The sequence below is a fragment of the Corynebacterium cystitidis genome (assembly GCF_900187295.1).
GTDB classification, from domain to species: domain Bacteria; phylum Actinomycetota; class Actinomycetes; order Mycobacteriales; family Mycobacteriaceae; genus Corynebacterium; species Corynebacterium cystitidis.
On sequence record NZ_LT906473.1, the window covers coordinates 316,324 to 337,290 of the forward strand.

At 57.2% G+C, this 20,967-nt stretch carries 21 protein-coding genes and 1 tRNA gene; 15 read left to right on the plus strand and 7 right to left on the minus strand.

Annotation, left to right across the window (positions count from 1 at the left end):
- The first annotated feature begins 3 nt into the window (after positions 1 to 3).
- On the plus strand, positions 4 to 2,181 hold the full coding sequence (gene nrdE / locus CKV99_RS01505) for a class 1b ribonucleoside-diphosphate reductase subunit alpha (RefSeq protein ID WP_092257435.1): 2,178 nt from the start codon (positions 4 to 6) through the stop codon (positions 2,179 to 2,181).
- 76 nt (positions 2,182 to 2,257) lie between these two features.
- On the opposite strand, the gene CKV99_RS01510 is transcribed toward nrdE, so the two are convergent.
- Entirely contained in the window at positions 2,258 to 2,968 is a 711-nt protein-coding gene (locus CKV99_RS01510) for a FadR/GntR family transcriptional regulator (RefSeq protein WP_092257438.1), read from the minus strand.
- Between the two features lie 324 nt (positions 2,969 to 3,292).
- Here CKV99_RS01510 and nrdF point away from each other — a divergent pair, with 324 nt between their 5' ends.
- The 4 genes from nrdF to CKV99_RS01530 all read left to right on the plus strand — a co-directional run bounded on the left by nrdF (position 3,293) and on the right by CKV99_RS01530 (position 8,638).
- Positions 3,293 to 4,288 carry a class 1b ribonucleoside-diphosphate reductase subunit beta gene (gene nrdF, locus CKV99_RS01515; RefSeq protein WP_092257441.1) on the plus strand — a complete coding sequence of 332 codons (996 nt, stop codon included), beginning with the start codon at positions 3,293 to 3,295 and terminating at the stop codon, positions 4,286 to 4,288.
- Positions 4,289 to 4,731: 443 nt separating this feature from the next.
- Entirely contained in the window at positions 4,732 to 6,426 is a 1,695-nt protein-coding gene (gene ctaD, locus CKV99_RS01520; protein WP_092257445.1) for an aa3-type cytochrome oxidase subunit I, read from the plus strand.
- Positions 6,427 to 6,614: 188 nt separating this feature from the next.
- On the plus strand, positions 6,615 to 7,880 hold the full coding sequence (gene serB / locus CKV99_RS01525; protein WP_092257448.1) for a phosphoserine phosphatase SerB: 1,266 nt from the start codon (positions 6,615 to 6,617) through the stop codon (positions 7,878 to 7,880).
- On the plus strand, positions 7,880 to 8,638 hold the full coding sequence (locus CKV99_RS01530; protein ID WP_092257451.1) for an aminoacyl-tRNA hydrolase: 759 nt from the start codon (positions 7,880 to 7,882) through the stop codon (positions 8,636 to 8,638). The genes serB and CKV99_RS01530 overlap by 1 nt, the downstream gene beginning before the upstream one ends.
- Here CKV99_RS01530 and CKV99_RS01535 read toward each other — a convergent pair.
- The 4 genes from CKV99_RS01535 to CKV99_RS01545 all read right to left on the minus strand — a co-directional run bounded on the left by CKV99_RS01535 (position 8,631) and on the right by CKV99_RS01545 (position 13,128).
- Positions 8,631 to 10,610 carry an ATP-dependent DNA helicase gene (locus CKV99_RS01535; protein ID WP_092257456.1) on the minus strand — a complete coding sequence of 660 codons (1,980 nt, stop codon included), beginning with the start codon at positions 10,608 to 10,610 and terminating at the stop codon, positions 8,631 to 8,633. The genes CKV99_RS01530 and CKV99_RS01535 overlap by 8 nt on opposite strands.
- A gap of 153 nt (positions 10,611 to 10,763) precedes the next feature.
- Complete coding sequence (locus CKV99_RS14190; RefSeq protein ID WP_143063413.1) at positions 10,764 to 10,985, minus strand: hypothetical protein; 222 nt, start codon at positions 10,983 to 10,985, stop codon at positions 10,764 to 10,766.
- 225 nt (positions 10,986 to 11,210) lie between these two features.
- Positions 11,211 to 12,485: a nicotinate phosphoribosyltransferase gene (locus tag CKV99_RS01540; protein WP_231910212.1), complete on the minus strand. Its 1,275-nt coding sequence runs from the start codon at positions 12,483 to 12,485 to the stop codon at positions 11,211 to 11,213.
- A 106-nt stretch (positions 12,486 to 12,591) separates the two neighbouring features.
- The gene (locus CKV99_RS01545; protein WP_092257462.1) at positions 12,592 to 13,128 is read right to left on the minus strand and encodes a CAP domain-containing protein; all 537 of its coding nucleotides are present in this window, start codon (positions 13,126 to 13,128) and stop codon (positions 12,592 to 12,594) included.
- A gap of 134 nt (positions 13,129 to 13,262) precedes the next feature.
- Here CKV99_RS01545 and clpS point away from each other — a divergent pair, with 134 nt between their 5' ends.
- From clpS to rdgB, 9 genes are all read left to right on the plus strand, one after another.
- Positions 13,263 to 13,562, plus strand: a complete 300-nt coding sequence (gene clpS, locus CKV99_RS01550; protein WP_231910213.1) for an ATP-dependent Clp protease adapter ClpS — start codon at positions 13,263 to 13,265, stop codon at positions 13,560 to 13,562.
- A gap of 38 nt (positions 13,563 to 13,600) precedes the next feature.
- Entirely contained in the window at positions 13,601 to 14,137 is a 537-nt protein-coding gene (locus CKV99_RS01555; protein WP_092257465.1) for a DUF2017 domain-containing protein, read from the plus strand.
- Positions 14,137 to 15,099, plus strand: coding sequence for a P1 family peptidase (locus CKV99_RS01560; RefSeq protein ID WP_092257468.1), 963 nt, complete (start codon positions 14,137 to 14,139; stop codon positions 15,097 to 15,099). Before CKV99_RS01555 ends, CKV99_RS01560 begins: the two co-directional genes overlap by 1 nt.
- An 11-nt stretch (positions 15,100 to 15,110) precedes the next feature.
- A complete protein-coding gene (locus CKV99_RS01565; RefSeq protein ID WP_408607548.1) occupies positions 15,111 to 15,869 on the plus strand; it encodes a rhomboid family intramembrane serine protease in 759 nt (252 codons plus the stop codon).
- 217 nt (positions 15,870 to 16,086) lie between these two features.
- Complete coding sequence (locus tag CKV99_RS01570; RefSeq protein WP_092257475.1) at positions 16,087 to 16,560, plus strand: MarR family winged helix-turn-helix transcriptional regulator; 474 nt, start codon at positions 16,087 to 16,089, stop codon at positions 16,558 to 16,560.
- Positions 16,561 to 16,586: 26 nt separating this feature from the next.
- Positions 16,587 to 17,426 carry a glutamate racemase gene (murI, locus tag CKV99_RS01575; protein WP_092257888.1) on the plus strand — a complete coding sequence of 280 codons (840 nt, stop codon included), beginning with the start codon at positions 16,587 to 16,589 and terminating at the stop codon, positions 17,424 to 17,426.
- Positions 17,427 to 17,486: 60 nt separating this feature from the next.
- Positions 17,487 to 18,257: an MBL fold metallo-hydrolase gene (locus CKV99_RS01580; protein ID WP_092257478.1), complete on the plus strand. Its 771-nt coding sequence runs from the start codon at positions 17,487 to 17,489 to the stop codon at positions 18,255 to 18,257.
- A gap of 18 nt (positions 18,258 to 18,275) precedes the next feature.
- Positions 18,276 to 19,007: a ribonuclease PH gene (rph, locus tag CKV99_RS01585; protein WP_092257481.1), complete on the plus strand. Its 732-nt coding sequence runs from the start codon at positions 18,276 to 18,278 to the stop codon at positions 19,005 to 19,007.
- Positions 19,001 to 19,600, plus strand: coding sequence for an RdgB/HAM1 family non-canonical purine NTP pyrophosphatase (rdgB, locus tag CKV99_RS01590; protein WP_092257484.1), 600 nt, complete (start codon positions 19,001 to 19,003; stop codon positions 19,598 to 19,600). The genes rph and rdgB overlap by 7 nt, the downstream gene beginning before the upstream one ends.
- A gap of 10 nt (positions 19,601 to 19,610) precedes the next feature.
- On the opposite strand, the gene CKV99_RS01595 is transcribed toward rdgB, so the two are convergent.
- Together CKV99_RS01595 and CKV99_RS01600 are read right to left on the minus strand one after the other, a co-directional pair.
- Positions 19,611 to 19,973, minus strand: a complete 363-nt coding sequence (locus tag CKV99_RS01595) for a DUF3817 domain-containing protein (RefSeq protein ID WP_092257486.1) — start codon at positions 19,971 to 19,973, stop codon at positions 19,611 to 19,613.
- A 12-nt stretch (positions 19,974 to 19,985) separates the two neighbouring features.
- Positions 19,986 to 20,453 carry a hypothetical protein gene (locus CKV99_RS01600; RefSeq protein ID WP_092257489.1) on the minus strand — a complete coding sequence of 156 codons (468 nt, stop codon included), beginning with the start codon at positions 20,451 to 20,453 and terminating at the stop codon, positions 19,986 to 19,988.
- A gap of 99 nt (positions 20,454 to 20,552) precedes the next feature.
- Here CKV99_RS01600 and CKV99_RS01605 point away from each other — a divergent pair.
- Positions 20,553 to 20,634, plus strand: a tRNA-Leu gene (locus tag CKV99_RS01605).
- The last annotated feature ends 333 nt before the right edge of the window (positions 20,635 to 20,967 follow it).

A 20,967-nucleotide genomic window follows, 5' to 3' on the forward strand; every position in this document is an offset into this window, starting at 1 on the left:
ACCGTGACTTCACTAACGTCTACCCAGACACATGGCAAGAATGTTGCTGCACCCGCTGACCCGAAAGAACAGTTGGATTACCATACTCTGAATGCTCTGCTGAACATTTACGGAGACGACGGACAAATCCAGTTCGATAAAGACCGCGAGGCTGCTAACCAGTTCTTCCTGCAGCACGTCAACCAGAACACCGTCTACTTCCATGATTTGGAAGAGAAGATGAAGTACTTGATTGATAACAAGTACTATGAACCAGAAGTGATCGAGCAGTACGACTGGGAATTTGTAAAGTCGACCTTCAAGCGCGCCTACGCGTTCAAGTTCCGCTTCAAAACCTTCCTGGGCGCGTATAAGTACTACACCTCGTACACGTTGAAGACCTTCGACGGTAAGCGCTACCTCGAGCGTTTCGAAGACCGTGTGTCCATGACCGCTTTGTTCCTAGCGCGCGGCAATGAGGAGTTGGCAAGCGCGCTTGTCGACGAGATCATGACCGGACGCTTCCAACCAGCAACTCCAACCTTCCTTAACGCTGGTAAAGCACAACGCGGGGAGCTCGTCTCCTGCTTCCTGCTGCGCATCGAAGACAATATGGAGTCCATTGGACGTGCCATCAACTCGTCGCTGCAGCTCTCCAAGCGTGGCGGTGGCGTGGCACTGCTGTTGACCAACATCCGCGAATCTGGTGCGCCGATTAAGCACATCGAGAACCAGTCGTCGGGTGTGATTCCCGTGATGAAGTTGTTGGAAGACTCCTTCTCTTATGCTAACCAGCTGGGTGCCCGCCAGGGAGCCGGCGCGGTGTACCTCAATGCGCACCACCCTGACATCTTGAGCTTTTTAGATACCAAGCGCGAGAACGCGGACGAGAAGATCCGCATTAAGACTCTCTCGTTGGGCGTAGTTATTCCGGACATTACTTTCGAGCTGGCGAAGCGTAATGATGCCATGTACTTGTTCTCCCCCTATGACGTGGAGCGTGTCTACGGCGTGCCGTTCGCCGACATCTCGGTTACTGAAAAGTACGAAGAGATGGTGGAGGATCCGCGCATTAAGAAGACGAAGATCAACGCGCGACAGTTCTTCCAAACTATCGCAGAGATCCAGTTCGAATCCGGCTACCCGTACATCATGTATGAAGACACCGCGAACAAGGCGAACCCGGTGAAAACTGGCCGCATTAACATGTCCAACCTGTGCTCGGAAATTCTGCAGGTCAACACACCGTCGGTGCTCAATGCTGACTTAACCTACGAAACCATCGGCGAGGACATCTCGTGCAATCTGGGTTCGCTCAATATTGCGATGACCATGGACTCCACCGACTTCTCCCGCACCATCGAAACTGCAATTCGCGGTTTAACCTCTGTGGCAGACCAGACCTCCATTGATTCGGTCCCGTCGATCCGTGAGGGCAATGACGCCTCACACGCGATCGGCTTGGGCCAGATGAACCTGCACGGCTACTTGGGCCGGGAGCACATCCACTACGGCTCCGAAGAAGGTTTGGACTTCACCAACGCGTACTTCGCCACCGTGATGTACGAGTGCATCAAGGCGTCCCACAAGATTGCTGTGGAGACGGGGGAGACGTTCAAGGACTTCGACAAATCTGAGTACGCGTCAGGCGAGTTCTTCGACCGGTACAACCCAGAGGACTTCCAGCCGAAAACTGCCAAGGTCAAGGCGCTGTTTGAGAACTCCACTGCGCAGGTACCCACCGAGCAGGATTGGGCCGAGCTAAAGGCTGCCGTGATGAAAGACGGTATCTATAACCGCTACCTCCAGGCCGTCCCGCCAACCGGTTCCATTTCCTATATCAATAACTCGACCTCGTCGATCCACCCGATTGCCTCCAAGATTGAGATCCGTAAGGAAGGCAAGATCGGCCGCGTCTACTACCCAGCACCACACCTGGATAATGAGAACGGCGAGTACTTCGAGGATGCCTACGAGATCGGCTACGAGAAGGTGATTGACACCTATGCGGTGGCCACCAAGTACGTTGACCAGGGCCTTTCGCTGACACTGTTTTTCAAGGACACCGTGACCACCCGCGATATCAACCGTGCCCAGATTTACGCATGGACCAAGGGCATTAAGTCTTTGTACTATATCCGCTTGCGCCAGATGGCTCTGGCAGGCACCGAAATCGAAGGCTGCGTGTCCTGCATGCTGTAAGCAGCACGCTTTACGACGACACACCCCTCGATTCCAAAACAACTGGAATCGAGGGGTTAATCGTCGAAAAGCTAAATTAGGCGTAGAGCGCGCGGCGAACCTCGGAGAGAATCTCGCGGGAGGCGGCTTCCGCGGCTTCTGCGTCGCCGGAGGCGATAGCGTTTGCCAAATCCTCGTGTAGATCCATGGCTTCTTCTACTGGGCTATCGGGCTGGAGGCCGTGGCGGGTGCGCCCCTCAAGGGCGTGGAGAAGCGACATCGCCAAGGCACTAATCATCTCATTGCCGCTGGCCTGGAAGATCAGAGTATGAAATTCCTTGTCTGCTGCGAGGAATTCTTCGGAAGCGCCCCGGTCCCGAGAGCCCAGCTCGCGTAACTCTTCGGCGAGGACGATCAGCCGGTCTGCCTGTTGCCTTGTGGCATGCTTCGCTGCGTTGAATGCAGCAATGGGTTCTAGGGCAATGCGCAGTTCCGTTAAGGATTTAAGCTGGTCGGCGCGCTGCTCGTCGGAAGCCAACCGCCAGCTGATCACGGAGGCGTCGAAAACAGCCCACGATGATTGAGGAAGTACCGTAATACCCACGCGACGTGACGAGGACACTAGCCCGAGTTGCTCCAACGCGCGCATTGCTTCGCGGGCGACGGTACGAGAAATGCCGAAGCGGGCAGAGATGTCCTGCAGGGTAAAAGTTCGTCCCTCTGGAATGGAACCGGCGACGATTTCGCCACCGAGCTGGTCAAGGACCGATGTCAGTAAAGGGGTCGCAGGCGACTCGGGGGTTGGCATCGCGTAACCATCCTTGAATATTGTAGTACCGGTGAATTTTATAGTTATTACCTTACGCGTGCGGGGCGTGGAAAAGACAATGAATCCGAAATTAGGGGGTAGTCCATGATCGTACAAACAAACACGGTCAGAAGCGTAAATTTCTGCATCCGGGGTGCTATGCGTCTGGCACAATCGGGCAAGTAATCTTATTTTTTAGCTGGGGTAGGGTAGTGCCTAAAGTAGTGGCATAGAAGTGGGCAGCACTATCTCCAAGCCTGCCCCAAATTTGTCCCGAATTTGTCATAAATTTGTCTCGACGAAGAAAGAGTGTGGAAGTTTCTAATGGCTGACCAGCATGAATACGACGCGTACCTTGAAGCTCACGCTGAACCAATCAAGGCGATCAATTGGAACGAAATTCCAGACGAGAAAGACCTTGAAGTATGGGATCGCCTAACCGGAAACTTTTGGCTCCCGGAAAAGATTCCGGTGTCAAATGATATTCCGTCGTGGAAGACGCTTAACGACGCAGAGCAGCTCGCCACCATGCGAGTATTTGCCAACCTCACTCTTCTAGACACAATCCAGGGCACTATTGGTGCGGTCTCACTGATTCCAGATGCTCGCACCATGCATGAGGAGGCGGTGTACACAAACATTTCCTTCATGGAGTCGGTCCATGCCAAGAGCTACTCAAATATTTACATGACGCTGGCTACCACGCCACAGATTAACGACGCCTTCCGTTGGACCGAAGAAAATGAAGAAGTCCAGCGCAAGGCGAAAATTGTCCAATCGTACTACGAAGGCGACGATCCACTGAAGAAGAAGGTTGCCTCCGTCATGCTGGAGTCCTTCCTTTTCTACTCCGGTTTCTACCTGCCCCTGAACTGGTCTGTTCACTCCAAGTTAACTAACACTGCAGATATCATTCGCTTAATTATTCGCGATGAAGCGGTGCATGGTTACTATATCGGCTACAAGTACCAACTTGGGGTGGCAGAAGAGACTCAACAGCGTCGGGACGAGTTGAAGGAATACTCCTTTGATTTAATGTATGACCTCTACGAAAACGAGACCCAGTACACCGAGGATATTTATGATCCCATCGGCTGGACCGAGGATGTCAAGCGATTCTTGCGCTACAACGCAAACAAGGCCCTAAACAACCTCGGCTACGAAGGGCTTTTCCCATCTGATGAAACCAAGGTGTCGCCGGCCATCCTGGCGTCGCTTTCCCCGAATGCTGACGAGAACCACGACTTTTTCTCTGGGTCAGGTTCGTCCTATGTCATCGGCAAGGCCGAGGATACCACAGACGACGACTGGGATTTCTAAAAGCTACCTTGGGCCGCCTAGGGCCGTGAACCTCCGTCAAGCGCCTCCCGCCTCCTTGTTGAGGTTGCGAGGAGCTTGTGCACTTCATGCAGGATATATTCAGATTGGCGGTAGTATATGTCCGTGTGTCCCGAGGCTCAACCCTTAGTTTGAACTCCATTAGGGGGCAATGATCGCAAGCGCTTCCCCGTTAAAACGCGCCCATAGGTACCACCAAACTTCGAATCCCCTGCTTATTGGTCGGGATTCATCTCAAAATATTAATCGGATAAAGATTATTTCGGCAGTACGGCCGTAACGCTATAGACTCTTAAGCGTTGCTAGCCCAAGGTGGTTAGAAATTTGTTGTCTCTCTGTGTGCTTGCCTGCAGCATGCGCGTAGGGAGGTATTATAGGGCGTCACGGCCACTTCGGACGTGGACGTCAGTAGTCAGGAGGATCGTATGACCGCAGTTGCGCCTCGGCTAGACGACTATGTCCAGCCACAACGCCCGGAACCTTTCGGTAATGAACGCAAGGGTTCCCAGCTTTATAAAGTTCTTACCACGACGGACCACAAGGCACTTGGTGCCTGGTACCTCGTGATGTCCTTCGTCTGGTTCTTCGTTGGTGGTCTCATGGCACTGCTGATCCGTTCGGAGCTATTCTCCCCGGGTCTTCAGTTCCTCTCCAACGAGCAGTTCAACCAGCTGTTCACTATGCACGGCACGATTATGCTGCTTGCATTCGGTACCCCAGTTGTCTGGGGTTTTGCTAACTTCGTCCTGCCGCTGCAAATCGGTGCACCGGATGTGTCTTTCCCTCGCCTCAACGCGTTCGGCTTCTGGATTACCCAGATCGGCGTTGTCGCGATGCTGGCGGGCTTCATAACGCCAGGCGGAGCTGCAGACTTCGGTTGGACCATGTACGTGCCGCTGTCTGACCAGGTTCACACCCCAGGCGTGGGTGCTGACCTGTGGATCATTGGTGTTGGTGCTACCGGTATCGGTACTGTCGCCTCCGCGATCAACATGATCACCACCGTACTGACGATGCGTGCGCCGGGCATGACTATGTTCCGCCTACCAGTGTTCACCTGGACCATCTTTGCGGCATCCATCATCGCTTTGATGATCTTCCCTTTGCTGCTCGCAGCGGCTTTGGGAGTTCTCTACGACCGCAAGCTCGGTGCCCACATCTTCGACACCGCTAATGGTGGCGCTATCCTGTGGCAGCACCTGTTCTGGTTCTTCGGCCACCCTGAGGTGTACGTTCTCGCCCTGCCGTTCTTCGGTATCATCTCCGAGGTCATCCCAGTGTTCTCTCGGAAGCCGATCTTCGGCTACATTGGCCTAGTCTTCGCAACCCTAGCGATTGCGGGACTGTCCATGTCCGTGTGGGCACACCACATGTACGCCACCGGCGCGGTTCTGCTGCCCTTCTTCTCCTTCATGACCTTCCTGATCGCGGTTCCAACCGGAGTGAAGTTCTTCAACTGGGTGGGCACCATGTGGAATGGTCACATCACCTGGCAGTCTCCGATGATCTGGTCCATGGGCTTCATGGCAACCTTCCTCTTCGGTGGTCTGACCGGCATTATGCTGGCCTCCCCACCGCTCGACTTCCACCTGCAAGATTCCTACTTCGTCGTTGCGCACTTCCACTACACCCTGTTCGGCACCGTAGTATTTGCTTCCTTTGCTGGAGTGTACTTCTGGTTCCCGAAGATCACCGGACGCATGGCAGACGAAGGCCTAGCAAAGTGGCACTTCTGGTTAACCTTCATCGGTTTCCACACCACCTTCCTGATCCAGCACTGGCTAGGAAACATGGGTATGCCACGCCGCTACGCCGACTACCTGGACTCTGACGGCTTCACCCTGTTCAACCAGATCTCCACGATTGGTTCCTTCATCCTGGGTGCGTCGGTCATCCCACTGATCTGGAACATCTTCAAGTCCTGGCGCTACGGCGAGATTGTTACCGTCGACGATCCATGGGGCTACGGCAACTCCCTAGAGTGGGCCACCTCCTGCCCACCACCACGCCACAACTTCACCTCCCTGCCACGTATCCGCTCCGAGCGCCCAGCGTTCGAGCTGCACTACCCGCATATGGTGGAGCGCATGCGCAAGGAAGCCCACGTCGGCTCACACTAAGAGCCACGGCTTTACCCCAAGCATCTGATCCGACACTGACTACGGTTCACAACCCCCGGCTCAACTCCAATCGTTGAGAGTCGGGGGTTTTGGGGATTATTGGGGGATCACACCGCCTCGGATCGCCCAGATGCCAACAACTGATGTGAACTACTGATCCATTCCACTTCGAAGAAAGAACAATCACAGTGACTAACCCAGCAACAACCGATGTTGTTGATCTCCTGCCCGGTCTCACACACGCGGTGATCACCATTACCGGCCCCGATCGCCCCGGTGTCTCGGCCTCCGCCTTTAGAGTCCTTTCCTCCCACGACGTGCAACTGCTCGACGTCGAGCAAGCCAACTTTCGGGGTAACCTCTTCCTCGCGGCTTTCGTCGGGATTCGCGCCGACGGGCTCGAGACACTGGAGCAGGGACTCAACGAAACTTTAAGCCAGTACAACCAACGCGTCAGCATTGAGGTCGGCGAGCATGTCGCCTCCTCTGGCCAACCCAGGTCCACACACGTTGTTGTCATGCTCGGTAACCCCGTGAACGCGGCAGATGTTTCTGCCGTCGGGCGCACACTGGCAAACTTCGACGCAAACATCGACCGCATCCGCGGAATCTCAGACTACCCAGTGACAGGCCTCGAACTGTTCTGCACGATACCCAACTACACTCCCGGTGACGGCAAGGCGATCCGCGAAGCGCTCGCAGAACTCACCCCTCGCCTCGGAGTGGACCTCGCCATTGAAGGTGCAGGGCTGACACGCCGCGCGAAGCGACTCGTGTGCTTCGACTGCGATTCCACCCTGATCACCGGCGAAGTCATTGAAATGCTGGCTGCTCATGCAGGAAAAGAAACAGAGGTGGCCGCGGTTACCGAACGGGCGATGCGGGGCGAACTCGATTTCGAAGAGTCCTTGCGTGAGCGTGTTAAGACCCTGGCAGGCCTTGATGCTTCTGTCATCGACGAGGTAGCCCGCGATATTGAGCTCACCCCAGGTGCTCGCACCACGATCCGCACGTTGAAAAAGATGGGGTACCGAACTGCCGTGGTCTCCGGCGGTTTCGTGCAGGTACTCGAGGACCTAGCGGAGGACCTGCAGCTGGACTACGTGCGTGCCAACACCCTAGAGATTGTCGATGGCAAGCTCACCGGCAACGTGGTGGGCAAGATTGTTGACCGTGCAGCCAAAGCAGAATTCCTCAAGGAATTCGCGCAGGACTCCGGCTTGACGATGCAGCAGACTGTTGCGGTAGGCGACGGCGCCAACGATATCGACATGCTCTCCGCTGCCGGCCTCGGTGTGGCATTCAACGCCAAGCCAGCGTTGAAGCAGATCGCGGACACATCCGTCAACACACCGTTCCTGGATTCAGTGCTCTACATTTTGGGCGTTCCGCGCAGCGAAATCGACGATTCAGACTTCAAAGACGGCACGTACCGGAAAGTACCTCTCCACTAATGCACGACGACAGCCCCAGCGAGGAAAGCCTCATCGCAGCCGCCCACGCTGTACTGTCCCGCAGCGTGTCGTCGGACCGGCGTGACCGCCATGAGAACCCTGACGATCCGTCGACTGTGCAAGCCATGCAGATCGCGTTGCACCTGCCTAAGCAGGATCCGCCGGACCGCAACGCCGTGCTCGTTGCTGCCGCACAAGCCGTCGTTGGAGTGTGCTTGGCACCACAGGCAGGCCAGGATGGTCCATGGCGCGACGGCCTGACAAGCTGGTACAGCCATCTTATCCGCAAAGTTGCTCGACGAGGACGCAACAAGGCGTGGGACGACGTTCAGGAGTTTCCCGGCGTGACCGCTAGCGTTCGCGGCGCGCAGGTGCGTGCGTTCGTTCCCAGCGCGGTGTCGGAAGTGCCGGCGCCCATTAAGAAGTTACAGATTCACGGCACCGACTTACCCGCGAGCAAGACAACCGCGCTGGAGCCACGCGTGCCGACGATCGCAGTTGACGCGGCGTTGAACATGACAGTGGGCAAAGCCGCAGCCCAAGTCGGCCACGCCTCAATGTTGTGGGCCGCGCAATTGTCTACGAGCCAGGCGGTGTCTTGGGCCCTGACCGGTTTTCCACTCAATGTTGTGGAGTGTTCAGGAGAAGCTTTCGTTCAGGCGGCGAGAACACCGGGGGCACTGTGCGTGCGCGATGCGGGTTTTACCGAAATCGCTGCTGATTCTGTCACGGCGGCAATTTTTAGGAGAATTATTTAGGGGTAGGAGCTGGAGCGACCAAGCGTCGTAAAGCACCGCGGACAACATCAGGGTCGGTCGTAGTCCAGAAATCCGGCAGACTCTTGCGCAGGAAAGCACTATAGCGCTTCGTCGTGAAGCGATTATCCAGTACAGCGACGACGCCACGATCAGTCACCCGACGCAACAAGCGCCCCGCTCCCTGCGCCATAAGCAGCGCAGCGTGAGTAGCCGAGACTTCCATGAAACCGGAACGCCCGGCGGCATCGGCGGCCTTGGATCGGGCCTGCAACAGGGGATCATCGGGGCGAGGAAACGGGATCCGGTCGATGATCACCAGCGACAGGGACTTACCTGGCACATCGACGCCCTGCCATAACGTAAGCGTGCCAAACAGGCACGCGTTTTCGTTCTTGGCGAACTTATCGACGAGCAACCCAATCGAATCCTCACCTTGAACAAAAATCTCAAACGGTAGGCGGGTACGCATCGCCTCCGCTGCCTGCTGGGCCGCGCGTTTCGACGAGAACAGCCCCAGCGTGCGGCCCCCAGCAGCGGTAATCAGCCCCGCAATTTCGCCGAGGGTTTCTTCTGAGAGCCCCTCACGACCCGGTGTGGGCAAGTGCGCGGCATTGTAGAGGATGCCGGACTTCCGGGGATCAAACGGCGTACCCGCATCAAGGCTGTCCCAGGTTCCTTGTGGCAACCCCCAGCTAGCTGCCATCGCCTCAAAGTTGCCACCAATGGTCAACGTCGCGGAGGTAAGAACCACAGTCTGCTCGCCGAACAGGCGATCATGCAGCAAGCCCGCCACCGATAACGGGGCCACCGCCACCGTATCGCCATAACGTTCGGAGCGCTCGAGCCACACCACGTCATCATATTCGGCAGGATTCTCCTCATCGAAGACGGCCAGGATGCGCACCACTGCATCATGCTGATCCTGCAAGTGATTCTTTAAATTCTCGCGCTCGGCAAAACGCTCAGGGTCATTTAGCATTTCGCCTTCAGGAGTGCGCGCAATCTCCTCACGGGTGCGCCACAGCCCGTCGCGCACGGCGACGAAAGAGCTACGGGCGGAATCGGAAATATTCTCCCACCGGCCCGGCTGCTCCAGATCGACCACGGAAGTGAAGTCGTCGATCACATTCTCAAGGTCCTGCTTCTGCTTTGTCGCATCGAGCTTGCCCGCGCGTTTCGCCGACATCGATAGCGCACGCGCAGAGATCTCGGAGGTAGCCACCGACGTGATGCGCCCATCGAGCTCATGCGCCTCATCGATGACCACCACATCATGCTCCGGAAGAATATTGACATCTGCTAGCGCATCGATGGCAAGCAGAGCGTGGTTGGTCACGACAACATCAACGTCACGGGTTTTCGCCTTCGCACGTTCCGCGAAGCACTCCTCGCCATGCGGGCAGCGGGCTGCCCCCAAACACTCGGCAGCCGTGACTGAAACCTGGCGCCAAGCTAAGTCAGGCACGCCGGGGTCGAGGTCATCGCGGTCGCCGGTTTCAGTGTCCTGGGCCCACTCATGGACACGGGCGACATGCTGGCCCATCCAGCTGGTCGCATCATCGTCGAATAGCGCATCCGGTTCCTTGTCTTCAACGGATAGTTTGTGCAGGCACACGTAGTTGGAGCGGCCCTTTTGGATAGCAAACGTGGGGCGGCGTTCCATGACTGGTTCGAGGGCGTCGGCAAGCCGTGGAAGGTCGCGTTCCACGAGCTGGCGCTGCAACGCCAACGTTGCGGTGGACACGACAACGGTGGAATCTTCGGCTTGGGCGTGGCGAATTGCAGGAACCAAGTACGCCAAAGATTTTCCCGTCCCAGTTCCGGCCTGCACAGCAAGGTGCCGTTCCTGCTCGAGCGCATTGGTGACAGCCTCGGCCATCGCTACCTGGCCGTCCCGCTTTGCGCCGCCGAGGGCGTCTACTGCAGTAGCAAGCAGGTCGGTGGTGGTCTGGGTCAACGGCTGGTCACTCACACTGGAGAGTGTAGCGCCTGGGCAGATTGAGGTGTCTGCCGTGTCTACCGATCGTGTTGTGCTGGTACACCAAGTGATTGAATCGGCCTGAGTTGAGGCCCACTTCTTCGATGTCCGGACGCTGTATCTGGCTTTAGCTCTCGGATCTCGGTTTTAAAAACCATTGTCATCAATAGCATACGCATCCGGTCGAAGTCGAGTATCACCGGGGAGTTGACGATTCACTTCATAACCTTGGTTGTGCATGAAACCTGAATAGAAGTCATGAGCTCGTCGGCCGTTAGCTGCTACACCGTTTTCACCTCGGAACGTGTCGTCGACATTTCTGCCAGGAAAATCGGGATGTTGTGCTTTCGGATCAAGGTGTTTGCCCACACCATGAGCCTTCAGCCCTAAAACATCGACCCAGCATCAGGATGGTAGTAGCGGTATAGGTTATACGCCCATCCGGATTCATCGTCGTAGTATTGCCCCGCAAACAGCAGTGGTGAGGACTGTTCACCACGCCAGGTACGTGTGCCGTACAGTGTCTGGCTTGCGTGTCCGACAATCTCACTGGTGGCTGGGTCATGGTCCAGACGTACCCAGCCCCACGGGCGGTTAGTCTTCGGAGGCCTCCGGGAAGCCGGTAAACCGCGTGTTGATCGCCGGCTCGTCGCGCGATAGAGCCAGACCTTCCCACGGCAGCGTGCGGATTTGCTCCGCCAAATGGTTGCGAGATTCCTCCAAGGTTGGGGGCGTGCCGACGAGCTCCCCACCACGCAGCATGGGAACAACCAGCTGGCGGGTATCCAGCCCGGGAAGCTCAGGCGTTGGTCCTTCGAAAGGAGACACAACTTCTTCCACTGCGACCCCTGTGCTGCGGTAGGCGCGCAGGGCAGTTTTTGCGCCTCCGGTCATGGCCTTGCCCCGGGAGCGCTTTGCGACGGGGTGGCCGTCTACTTCCACGAGCTTGTACACCATGGCTGCGGTCGGTGCGCCGGAGCCGGTGACCACGGAGGTACCCACACCGTACACGTCGACTGGGTCGCCGCGTAGGCCGGCGATGGCAAATTCGTCAAGGTCGGAGGAGACCACGATTTTGGTGTTGTATGCGCCGAGCTCGTCGAGTTGGCGGCGCACGCGGCGGGTCACAGCCCCTAAGTCGCCGGAATCAATGCGTACGCCACCGAGCTCGGTGCCGGCCACCTCGATCGCGTTGGCGACACCCTGGGTGATGTCGTACGTATCGACGAGCAGCGTGGTGCCCACACCCAGGGAGTTAATCTGCGACTGGAAAGCCGCCTTCTCGTTGGGAGTGCCGTCTTCATTGACGTGGAGCAGGGTCCACGCGTGCGCTGAGGTGCCGGAGGCGGGGACACCATAGCGGTAGGAGGCTTCCATGTTGGACGTTGCTTCAAACCCGGCAAGGTAGGCCGCGCGGGCTGCGGTGACCGCAGAGTATTCGTGGGTGCGGCGTGACCCCATCTCGATGATGGGGCGGCCGTCAGCTGCGGTGACCATACGTGACGCGGCTGATGCGACGGCGGAGTCCGCGTTCATGATCGATAAAATCACGGTTTCGAGCACCACACACTCAGCAAACGTTCCGCGCACCGACAAAATTGGGGAGTACGGGAAGTAGAGATCACCTTCTAAGTAGCCGTCAATGTCGCCGGAGAATTTGTAGTCGCGCAGGAAATCCTTGGCTTGGTCGTCGAGGAAATCCAGTGTTTCTAGCTGGGCGTCGGTGAAGTGGAAGTCGCGGATGGCACGCAAGACCCGCGAGGTGCCTGCGACCACGCCGTAGCGGCGCTCGTTTTGCAGTTTGCGGGAGAACACCTCGAACGTGCACTGGCGGTCGGCGGTGCCGTCGCGCAGCGCTGCCTGCAGCATTGTTAGCTCATACTTGTCGGTGAGAAACGATGTCGAGCGATCTTGACCATGGGAAGAATTATCAGTCACGCAGTTAAGACTATCTCACCCGCTACGCACGGGCCCATCAGTCGCGAGAAAACGCGATGACAAACCACACGTGTCCGCGGCTCTGTGCTATACCAACGCCAAGGCGGAGGTGCTCCGGGCTCACCATTAAGTCGGAGTTCGGCTGATCATCCAAAATTAACTGCATCACGTTGTGGCCAGTGGCCTGCCCTTGGGGGATGCTGCCCTGAATCATTGCCCTATCACCGTCAAGAGGTGCATACTTTCCGGTTGCAGCGTTGCCTTCCGCGTGACGCTGGGCAGCGTTTTGCAATGGGAAATCCACTACGAGCGGGCCGACGTCTGGGTGATCTTCCTGCACGCGGATGTGGTTGACGGCATAAAAGATATCGCCGCGAATCATTTCAAGGTCAACCGAGTCTTCGAAGGTGGGTCCGACGTAGGTGTCTGCGCGGGATGAGCCAGCGTCATCGCCGGGGGCTCTTTCCATGGCTGCGGCGATGTTGGCTGCGAGTGCGAAAAGTACGCCGAGGACTCCGATCAGTGGGCGGAGTATCTCCTCAAATGATGCAAAGTTGCTGGATAGTCGCGGCATGGTCGATTCCTGAAGTCGATCCTTAACGGATTTCTTTGGCTTATCGTTGTAGTACTGACCATAGCTTAGTGTCCAAGTGTGCGCGCCCAGGAGGGAAAATTGGTTACCCTTGGGGTATGAATCGATCACCAAGTATGGGCTCGCCGATGGCGACCCCTGAGTTGGAGCAGGACATCCAGCTCGACGTCGCCACTGCGGAGAACCTGCCGTGGATGTGCATCGTGTGGGATGACCCCGTCAACCTGATGAGCTATGTCACCTATGTTTTTCAGACTGTGCTGGGCTACGACAAAAAACGTGCGACTGAGTTGATGATGCAGGTCCACACCGAGGGCAAGGCAGTTGTGTCAACTGGGGAGAAGGACAAGGTCGAAGGCGACGTCAAGAAATTGCATACGGCCGGGCTGTGGGCCACGATGCAGCAAGCCGGTTAGCGTCGGCGCGTGCGCCGACGGGAATAGAAAGGGACGACATGGAAGCATGGCGGAAGAAAAAGGGGCTTGTGCGAGCACCGAAGTATATGACTCGGCTGGATCCGTTGGAACGCGAGGTGCTTGGTGACCTGACTGCTACTGTCTCGGAGGCGTTGATTCAGCGCGCGCAGTCCGCTCCGAAAGATGAGTTGGCTGAGCTCGTTGATATGCCCACCGGCCACAAGGAGGCTCCGCAGGATCCGAAGCTTGCGCGCCTGCTGCCTGATTTTGAGCGTGCCGACGACCAGGAGTTTGACGGCGATAATTCCTTGCTGCGCAGCATGAACGAGACTGACATTATCAAGTCCAAGCTGGAAAACCTCCAGGTAGTCAATGCTGCCTTGGGCCCTACCGGTGGGGTAGAGGTGTCGCTGGATGAGGAGGAAGCCCATCGCTTCCTGGCCGGGCTCAATGACTTGCGCCTCTACGTTTCCGCCGATGACTCGGGCGGTGAGTCTGCTGCTCAGGACCGCCAGAACCTGGTCGAGTGGATGGGCTTTTGCCAAGAGTCGTTGTTGGAAGCATTGATGAACTAGTGGCTGGATCGCTTCTCGACGTCCCCGGCCTGGCCATCGGGCACGTCTCGTTGGGGGACACCGGGGTAACTTCGGTTGTGTCGCGCGACAAGCGTGGCATGGTTGGCGCGGTTGACGTGCGTGGTGGGGGACCGGGCACCCGCGAAACTGATCTGTTGTCTCCACACAATACCGTTGAGCGGGTGCACGCTCTTACGTTTGCTGGTGGATCTGCGTTTGGTTTGGCTGCTGCGAGTGGCGCAATGAACGCGTTAGAAGCCCACGGCTACGGTTTCCCCGTTTTCGGAGAAGGCAATCCCGGCCCCCGGGTTCCGATCGTCCCGGCAGCCGTCATTTTTGATTTGGTGGTGGGGGATGCGTCGTCACGCCCAACCTCCCAGGATGGTGAGGCCTGCGTTGAGAAGGCGTTGCGTGAGGGGGAGGATCGTGCGTCGGGAAGCGTCGGTGCCGGCTGTGGCGCGACTGCGGGGGTGTTGCGCGGGGGTTTCGGCCAGGCATCGGTGCTTATCGACGAATACACCGTGGCCGCTGGGGTTGTTGCAAACCCGGTGGGAAGTGTGATCGACCCTTCAACCGGGGCTTTCTACGGTGACCCGGAAGCGCCTCGGGTGAATCTCGCGAAGTTTAACTCTCTGAAACGTCCGGCGCCCCAGCTCAATACGACAATCGGTGTGGTGGCCACGGATGCGCCCTTGCCGGTCGCGCAGCTGCAGCGACTGGCGCTGACCGGGCACGATGGGTTGGCGCGCGCTGTCCGCCCAGCACACTCGCCGCTGGACGGGGACACACTGTTTGCGGTGTCGACTGCCAAGCACGTGGCACCACAGGCCGTGGAGCTCGTCGGAAAGCTCTGCGAAGCAGCAGCGGAGTGTGTCCAGGCCGCCATCGTTGATGCGGTGCGCAGCGCCTCCGCCGGCTATGGGGTGGCCTGCTGGAACGACATTCTAGCTTCTGGCAATTAAGATGTGTTGGGATGACTAACTTCCCGACTTCTTCCCAGTACCCTCAGTACCCTCAGTCCCCGCGCCCCGGACAGCACGGTGTCTATGGCTCTTCTTATGGTTCTCCCTTTGGCAATTACCCTGGGCCACACCCGCACCGCGCGCCACAGCAACCTGCGATCCACCATGCGAAAAGCTATGGGTGGAAAACGGGGATGCGCTACGCCATCGGTTATGTGGTTGTCATCTGGGCGGTCCACATAATTAACATGCTGTTCTTTAGTGGAAATCTGATTGCCTTCGGTATTCACCCGCTCGACCCGTCGTCGTTGCTCAACATTTTTACGTCTCCGTTGCTGCACGGCAGCTGGGAGCACTTAATTTCTAACACGGTGCCGGGTGCAATCTTCTGCTTCATCATTGGCTATTCGGGCCACCGGGTGTTTTGGGAGGTCACACTGATCGCCGCCATTGTGGCAGGGGCGGGGGTGTGGTTATTTGGTGGTATCGGAACCAACCACATCGGTGCTTCCGGTCTCGTTTATGGCTGGCTCGCGTACCTGATTATTCGAGGTATCTTCAACCGTTCTTTCCGGCAGATCCTTCTGGGGGTTGTGCTCGGCTTTACCTACTCTGGACTGATTTGGGGAGTAATACCGGGGACAGCGGGAGTGAGCTGGCAAGCACACCTCTTCGGAGCTTTAGGTGGTTTCGGTGCAGGGATCTTTATCACCTCCGATGATCCACCTGCGCTCAAGGCCCGAAAACAACGCAACCAAATCACCCGTTAAGTCAAGCGTTAAAGGTAGTTTTTGGAACAAATGGTTTAGATCTTCCCCTTCCTGGCGATTGCCTGTACAACTTAAGTAAATCGGCCGTTAAAGCCTTTTATGTGAAAATGAGTAAACTCTAATACACGCAGGTAGGGTAGCAAAATAGGGGATACTTCACAATGAAACTAAGTGAACCTGAGTTTCTTTTCTTAACTTGTCGCGTATTATAAAGCGTATGAACGACAAGATGAATCCTTCGCTAACCGAAGAAGAGAACAAGACCTGGGAAAATGTTTGGTCGTTTTACGTCGGCCTGCCCACTAAACTTGATGCACAGCTGAAGCGCGACGCTGGCATTAGCCACTTCGACTACTACGCAATGAGCAACATCGCAGAAACAGACGAGGGTTCCCTGCGCATGAGCGAGCTGGCCCAAGCATCTGACATGAGCCTGTCCCACCTTTCCCGCGTGATCACCCGCCTGGAAAAGAAAGGCTACGTCAAGCGTGTCCCTGACCCCAACGACGGCCGTTCCACCCTGGCGGAACTCACCGACGAAGGCTGGCAAGTCGTGGAGAAGGCAGCGCCTGGACACGTTTCCGAGGTGCGCCGACTGGTGTTCGACAACCTCACCGACGAAGAGAACCGCGCGATTGCTTCCGCCATGGCAAAGATCGTCGATGCCATGAACCCGGAGCAGGCAGCGTAATATCGTTTTGCGTGACTTCCGCTCCACTGACTTCGCACGCGACGCCAGCAACGCCTGTGACGCTGCCTGACCGCAACTCGCCCATCGGAATATTCGATTCGGGTGTCGGCGGGCTGACCGTCGCTCGATCAATCATGGAGCAACTCCCCGGCGAATCCATCATGTACGTCGGGGACACCGCCAACGGGCCATACGGTCCGCTGCCAATCGCAGAAGTGCGGCACCATGCCATGCGCATCGCCGACGGCCTCGTCGCTCGCGGGTGCAAAATGCTGGTGATTGCCTGCAACACCGCCACAGCCGCATTTCTTCACGACGCACGCGAACGCTACAACGTCCCAGTCGTCGAAGTGATCCGGCCCGCAGTGCGACGCGCCATGGCCACCACCCGCAACGGAAAAGTGGGAGTCATCGGCACCCAAGGAACAATCCAATCTGGTGCCTACCAGGATCTCTTCTCCCTTAATCCAGAAGTAGATGTCACTGCCAAGGCCTGCCCCGCCTTTGTCGAATTCGTCGAGCGGGGCATCACCTCAGGCCGCCAGATCTTAGGGATCGCCGAAGGCTACCTGGAGTCGCTGCAAGCCGCGGGCGTCGATACGCTCGTGCTTGGCTGCACCCACTACCCACTGCTGTCTGGAGTGATTCAGCTCGCCATTGGGGACCATGTCACTCTCGTATCATCCGCGGAAGAAACTACCAAAGACGTCATCCGCGTACTCACAGAGTCCGACATGTTCGCCGACCCTGATCACACACCCTCCAGGATCTTTGAGGCCACAGGAGAACCTGAATCATTTGCCCGCTTAGCTACCCGCTTCCTAGGGCCCGACTTGCCCACCATCAGGCATAGCGAATCTGGGTGAATCTTAAGAGAATCGGTGTTTTATGCGAAATAACTACGGATTTCATGGGACAGTAGCAATATGAAGTTGACCATACTGGGCTGTTCGGGTTCCCTGGGAGCTCCCGGAAACCCCGGTTCTTCGTACCTCGTCAGTGCCGAAAACGCGCCGGGCGTAGTGATGGATCTGGGGCCAGGGGCGTTAGCCAAACTGATGGAAGAGGAAAACCCCTCCAACGTGCACGTCGTGTTTTCCCACCTGCACGCGGACCACTGCTCCGACTTTGTGTCCCTGATGGTGTGGCGACGCTACCATCCAGAACACCCGTCTCAGGGGCGCAACCTCATGTTCGGCCCGGCACACACCCTAGACTTATTTGGGCGAATGGGTGCAGACGGGCCCGACGACTTTGACGACATTTCTGATTCCTTCGCTTTCGCCCCCTGGGTGGACCACCAGAAAGAAATTCTAGGAGACCTGACTATCACCCCGTTTCCTGCGCTGCACCCGGCGGACGGATCCCGCATTTTGCGCGTCGAGGAACCCGCGACCGGTGCCGTGCTGACGTATTCGGGGGATACCGCTTTTACGCCCGCGCTTATCGACGCCGCCCGTAACGCCGATGTGCTTCTGTGCGAAGCCGCCTGGGGCCCCAGTTCTGAAGGCCGCCCAGAAGGAATGCATTTGTCCGGTGCAGAGGCCGGCGAGATCGCTACTCAGGCGGGCGTGAAGACGTTGGTACTGACCCATATTCAACCGTGGGTGAGTAAGAAGGAGACTGCAGCAGCAGCCGCTGCCGCTTTCAAGGGCGAGATTATTGTCGCCGAGCCGGGCATGGAGCTGCACGTCTAGGCGGGTACCCTAGAGGTTATGGCTGATACTTTTGTGCGCGCCGATGGGCGCGATTGTGACCAACTTCGTTCCGTCCGCATCACTCGTGGCTTTACCGACAACCCTGCCGGCTCTGTGCTTGTGGAGTTTGGTGGCACGCGGGTTATGTGTACCGCCAGTGTGGAAGAAGGAGTGCCACGGTTTAAGAGGGATTCCGGCGAGGGGTGGCTGACCGCCGAATATGCGATGCTGCCGTCTGCTACCCATGAGCGGATGCCGCGCGAATCCATGCGTGGCAAAGTCAAGGGCCGCACCCACGAGATTTCCCGCCTCGTTGGCCGTGCTTTGCGTGCCGCGGTGGACTTGGGCCAGTTGGGTGAAAACACGATCCAGCTGGATTGTGATGTCCTCCAGGCTGATGGTGGGACCCGCACTGCCTCGATCACCGGCGCGTATGTTGCGCTGGCCGACGCGATCTCCGTGCTGAAGGAGCGCGGCGTCGTTCCTGGCGAGCCACTGCTCAAGCCAATCGCAGCGATTTCGGTGGGCATTGTTGATGGCCATGTGTGCCTTGACCTGCCGTACGAGGAAGATTCTCGGGCGGAGGTCGACCTCAATGTGGTGATGCAGGAGGGTGGAAATTTCGTGGAAATCCAGGGCACCGGCGAGCACGGCCTCTTCGGCCGCGAGGAGCTTAATTCCATGCTCGATGTGGCCCAGGCTGGTTGCGATGAGCTGATCGCCGCACAGAAGGCTGCTCTGGGATGGTAAAGGTTCTGGTTGCCTCAGGTAACGCAAAGAAGTTGCGTGAGCTTGAGCAGGTGCTTTTCGACGCACACATCGTTGGCATCGAACTAGTTTTGCTAAGCGATGTTTCCCCTTATGAACAGCCGGTTGAAGATGGCCTGACTTTTGCAGAAAACGCCCTGATCAAGGCCCGTGCAGGGGCAGCAGCAACCGGTCTTGCGTGTGTTGCGGATGATTCAGGTCTCGTCGTTAAGGCGCTGAATGGGATGCCTGGTGTGCTGTCGGCGCGCTGGTCGGGAACGCATGGTGATGACGCTGCGAATAATCGGTTGCTCCTTGCACAGATGGCTGATATCGCCGTCCGTGACGCGGCGTTTATGTCTTGCTGTGCGCTGGTGACACCCGACGGTAAAGAATACTGCGCCGAGGGGCGCTGGGAAGGATCATTGCTGACGCAGCCGCGCGGAGACAATGGGTTTGGCTATGACCCGATTTTTGAGCCCGCTGATGCGCAAGGTCGCTCCGCGGCTGAGTTGACTGCCGACGAGAAAAACGCCCGCTCCCACAGGGGGCAGGCGTTAAAACAGTTGGCGTACCACATCGCAGCACTTGTGTAGTGCGGGGTGGTTAGGGCTGGTTCAGCTGGAACTTCGCCGTGACTTCCTTGCGGCGCCACTTCTCGACGAAAAACGAGAGGAAGGGCACCACCCCGCCGAGCACGGTGATGACCCATTGCGGCATGGTCCAGCGCGCCTTTAAACCCAGGTTCAATGATGCGAGGAAGAACAAGAGATAGCACCAACCGTGGGCGATCGCGACCCAGTTGAGGGCGCTAACATCCATCTTGAGGACGTATTCCATCGTCATGCGTACCACCAGAAGTAGCAGCAAGACACCAGTTACCCACGCGGTTACGGAAAAAATTGTCAGTGCCTGCTTCACGCGGCGCTTGCGCTCGGGGTGGATTTTGGGCTGGTTCGCGTTCGTCATAATGTTTAGTGTTTAGCTTTCGTCGTCTCTGTGTCGGCGGCGTCGTGGCTGGTTCAACGCGTTATACTCTTCCACGTTGATTTCTGGTCGGGCTGGGAGGAAATCCTCGTCAATCTCCGTGATGGCAGGTTCCGCCTCGTCGTCGCCAAACTCTGCCAGGTCAGCCTGGTACAGATAATCAAGATCATCGACAGCGTTTTCGGCATCGATCTTCTCGTTCTCCATTTTGATACCCATGCGGTAGGCGTATACAAAGAAGAAACCGAAGAGGGGCCATTGCAGTGCATACCCCAAGTTTTGGAAAGTTCCCGTACCTGATTGGAAACGAGTCCACTGCCACCAAGCCAACAAGATGGTGGTGATTACGGCGAGGATGAGCAAGACAATGTGCCACGCCTTGATTTTGATACGTTCGCGTTTCGGGGCAGGCGAGTGCCCCTCATCGTGTTCATCGCGGTGTGTATCCGTTGACTCGCTCACAACAGTCGAGTGTATCAATTCCGTCAAAAGTTGTAGAATTTGTGTGACACCGTGCTAGTTTTGGTTGTGGCGCGCGGGCATGTACACTTGACCGAGCCCGGGCTTGTGGCGGAATTGGCAGACGCGCTGGATTTAGGTTCCAGTGTCTTCGGACGTGAGAGTTCAAGTCTCTCCAGGCCCACAACGACAACGCCCATCCCAGGAAGTGGATGGGCGTTGTTTTGGCTTAAACGGTTTAGCGGTATAGAGGGGCTTAAGTGTCAGGTCCAAGTCCGCCTTCCCTGCGTCGTAGGTTAAGGCGCGCATAACCAATTGAGCAGTTCCCTAGACGCGGCATCATATCCACCCGGATAGTCTGCATCGAAAAGGTGGGAAGCGATTGCTTCTTTTTGCTCCCTTGAAGCATTCTTTTTCAATGCGTCAAAAGGAGCTTTCAACTCAACCGGAGGGTTTGTGCTCATGGGAAAGGCCGTTGATCATCTGCCTATACCCGTACGTGGCACGCTGGTAGCGT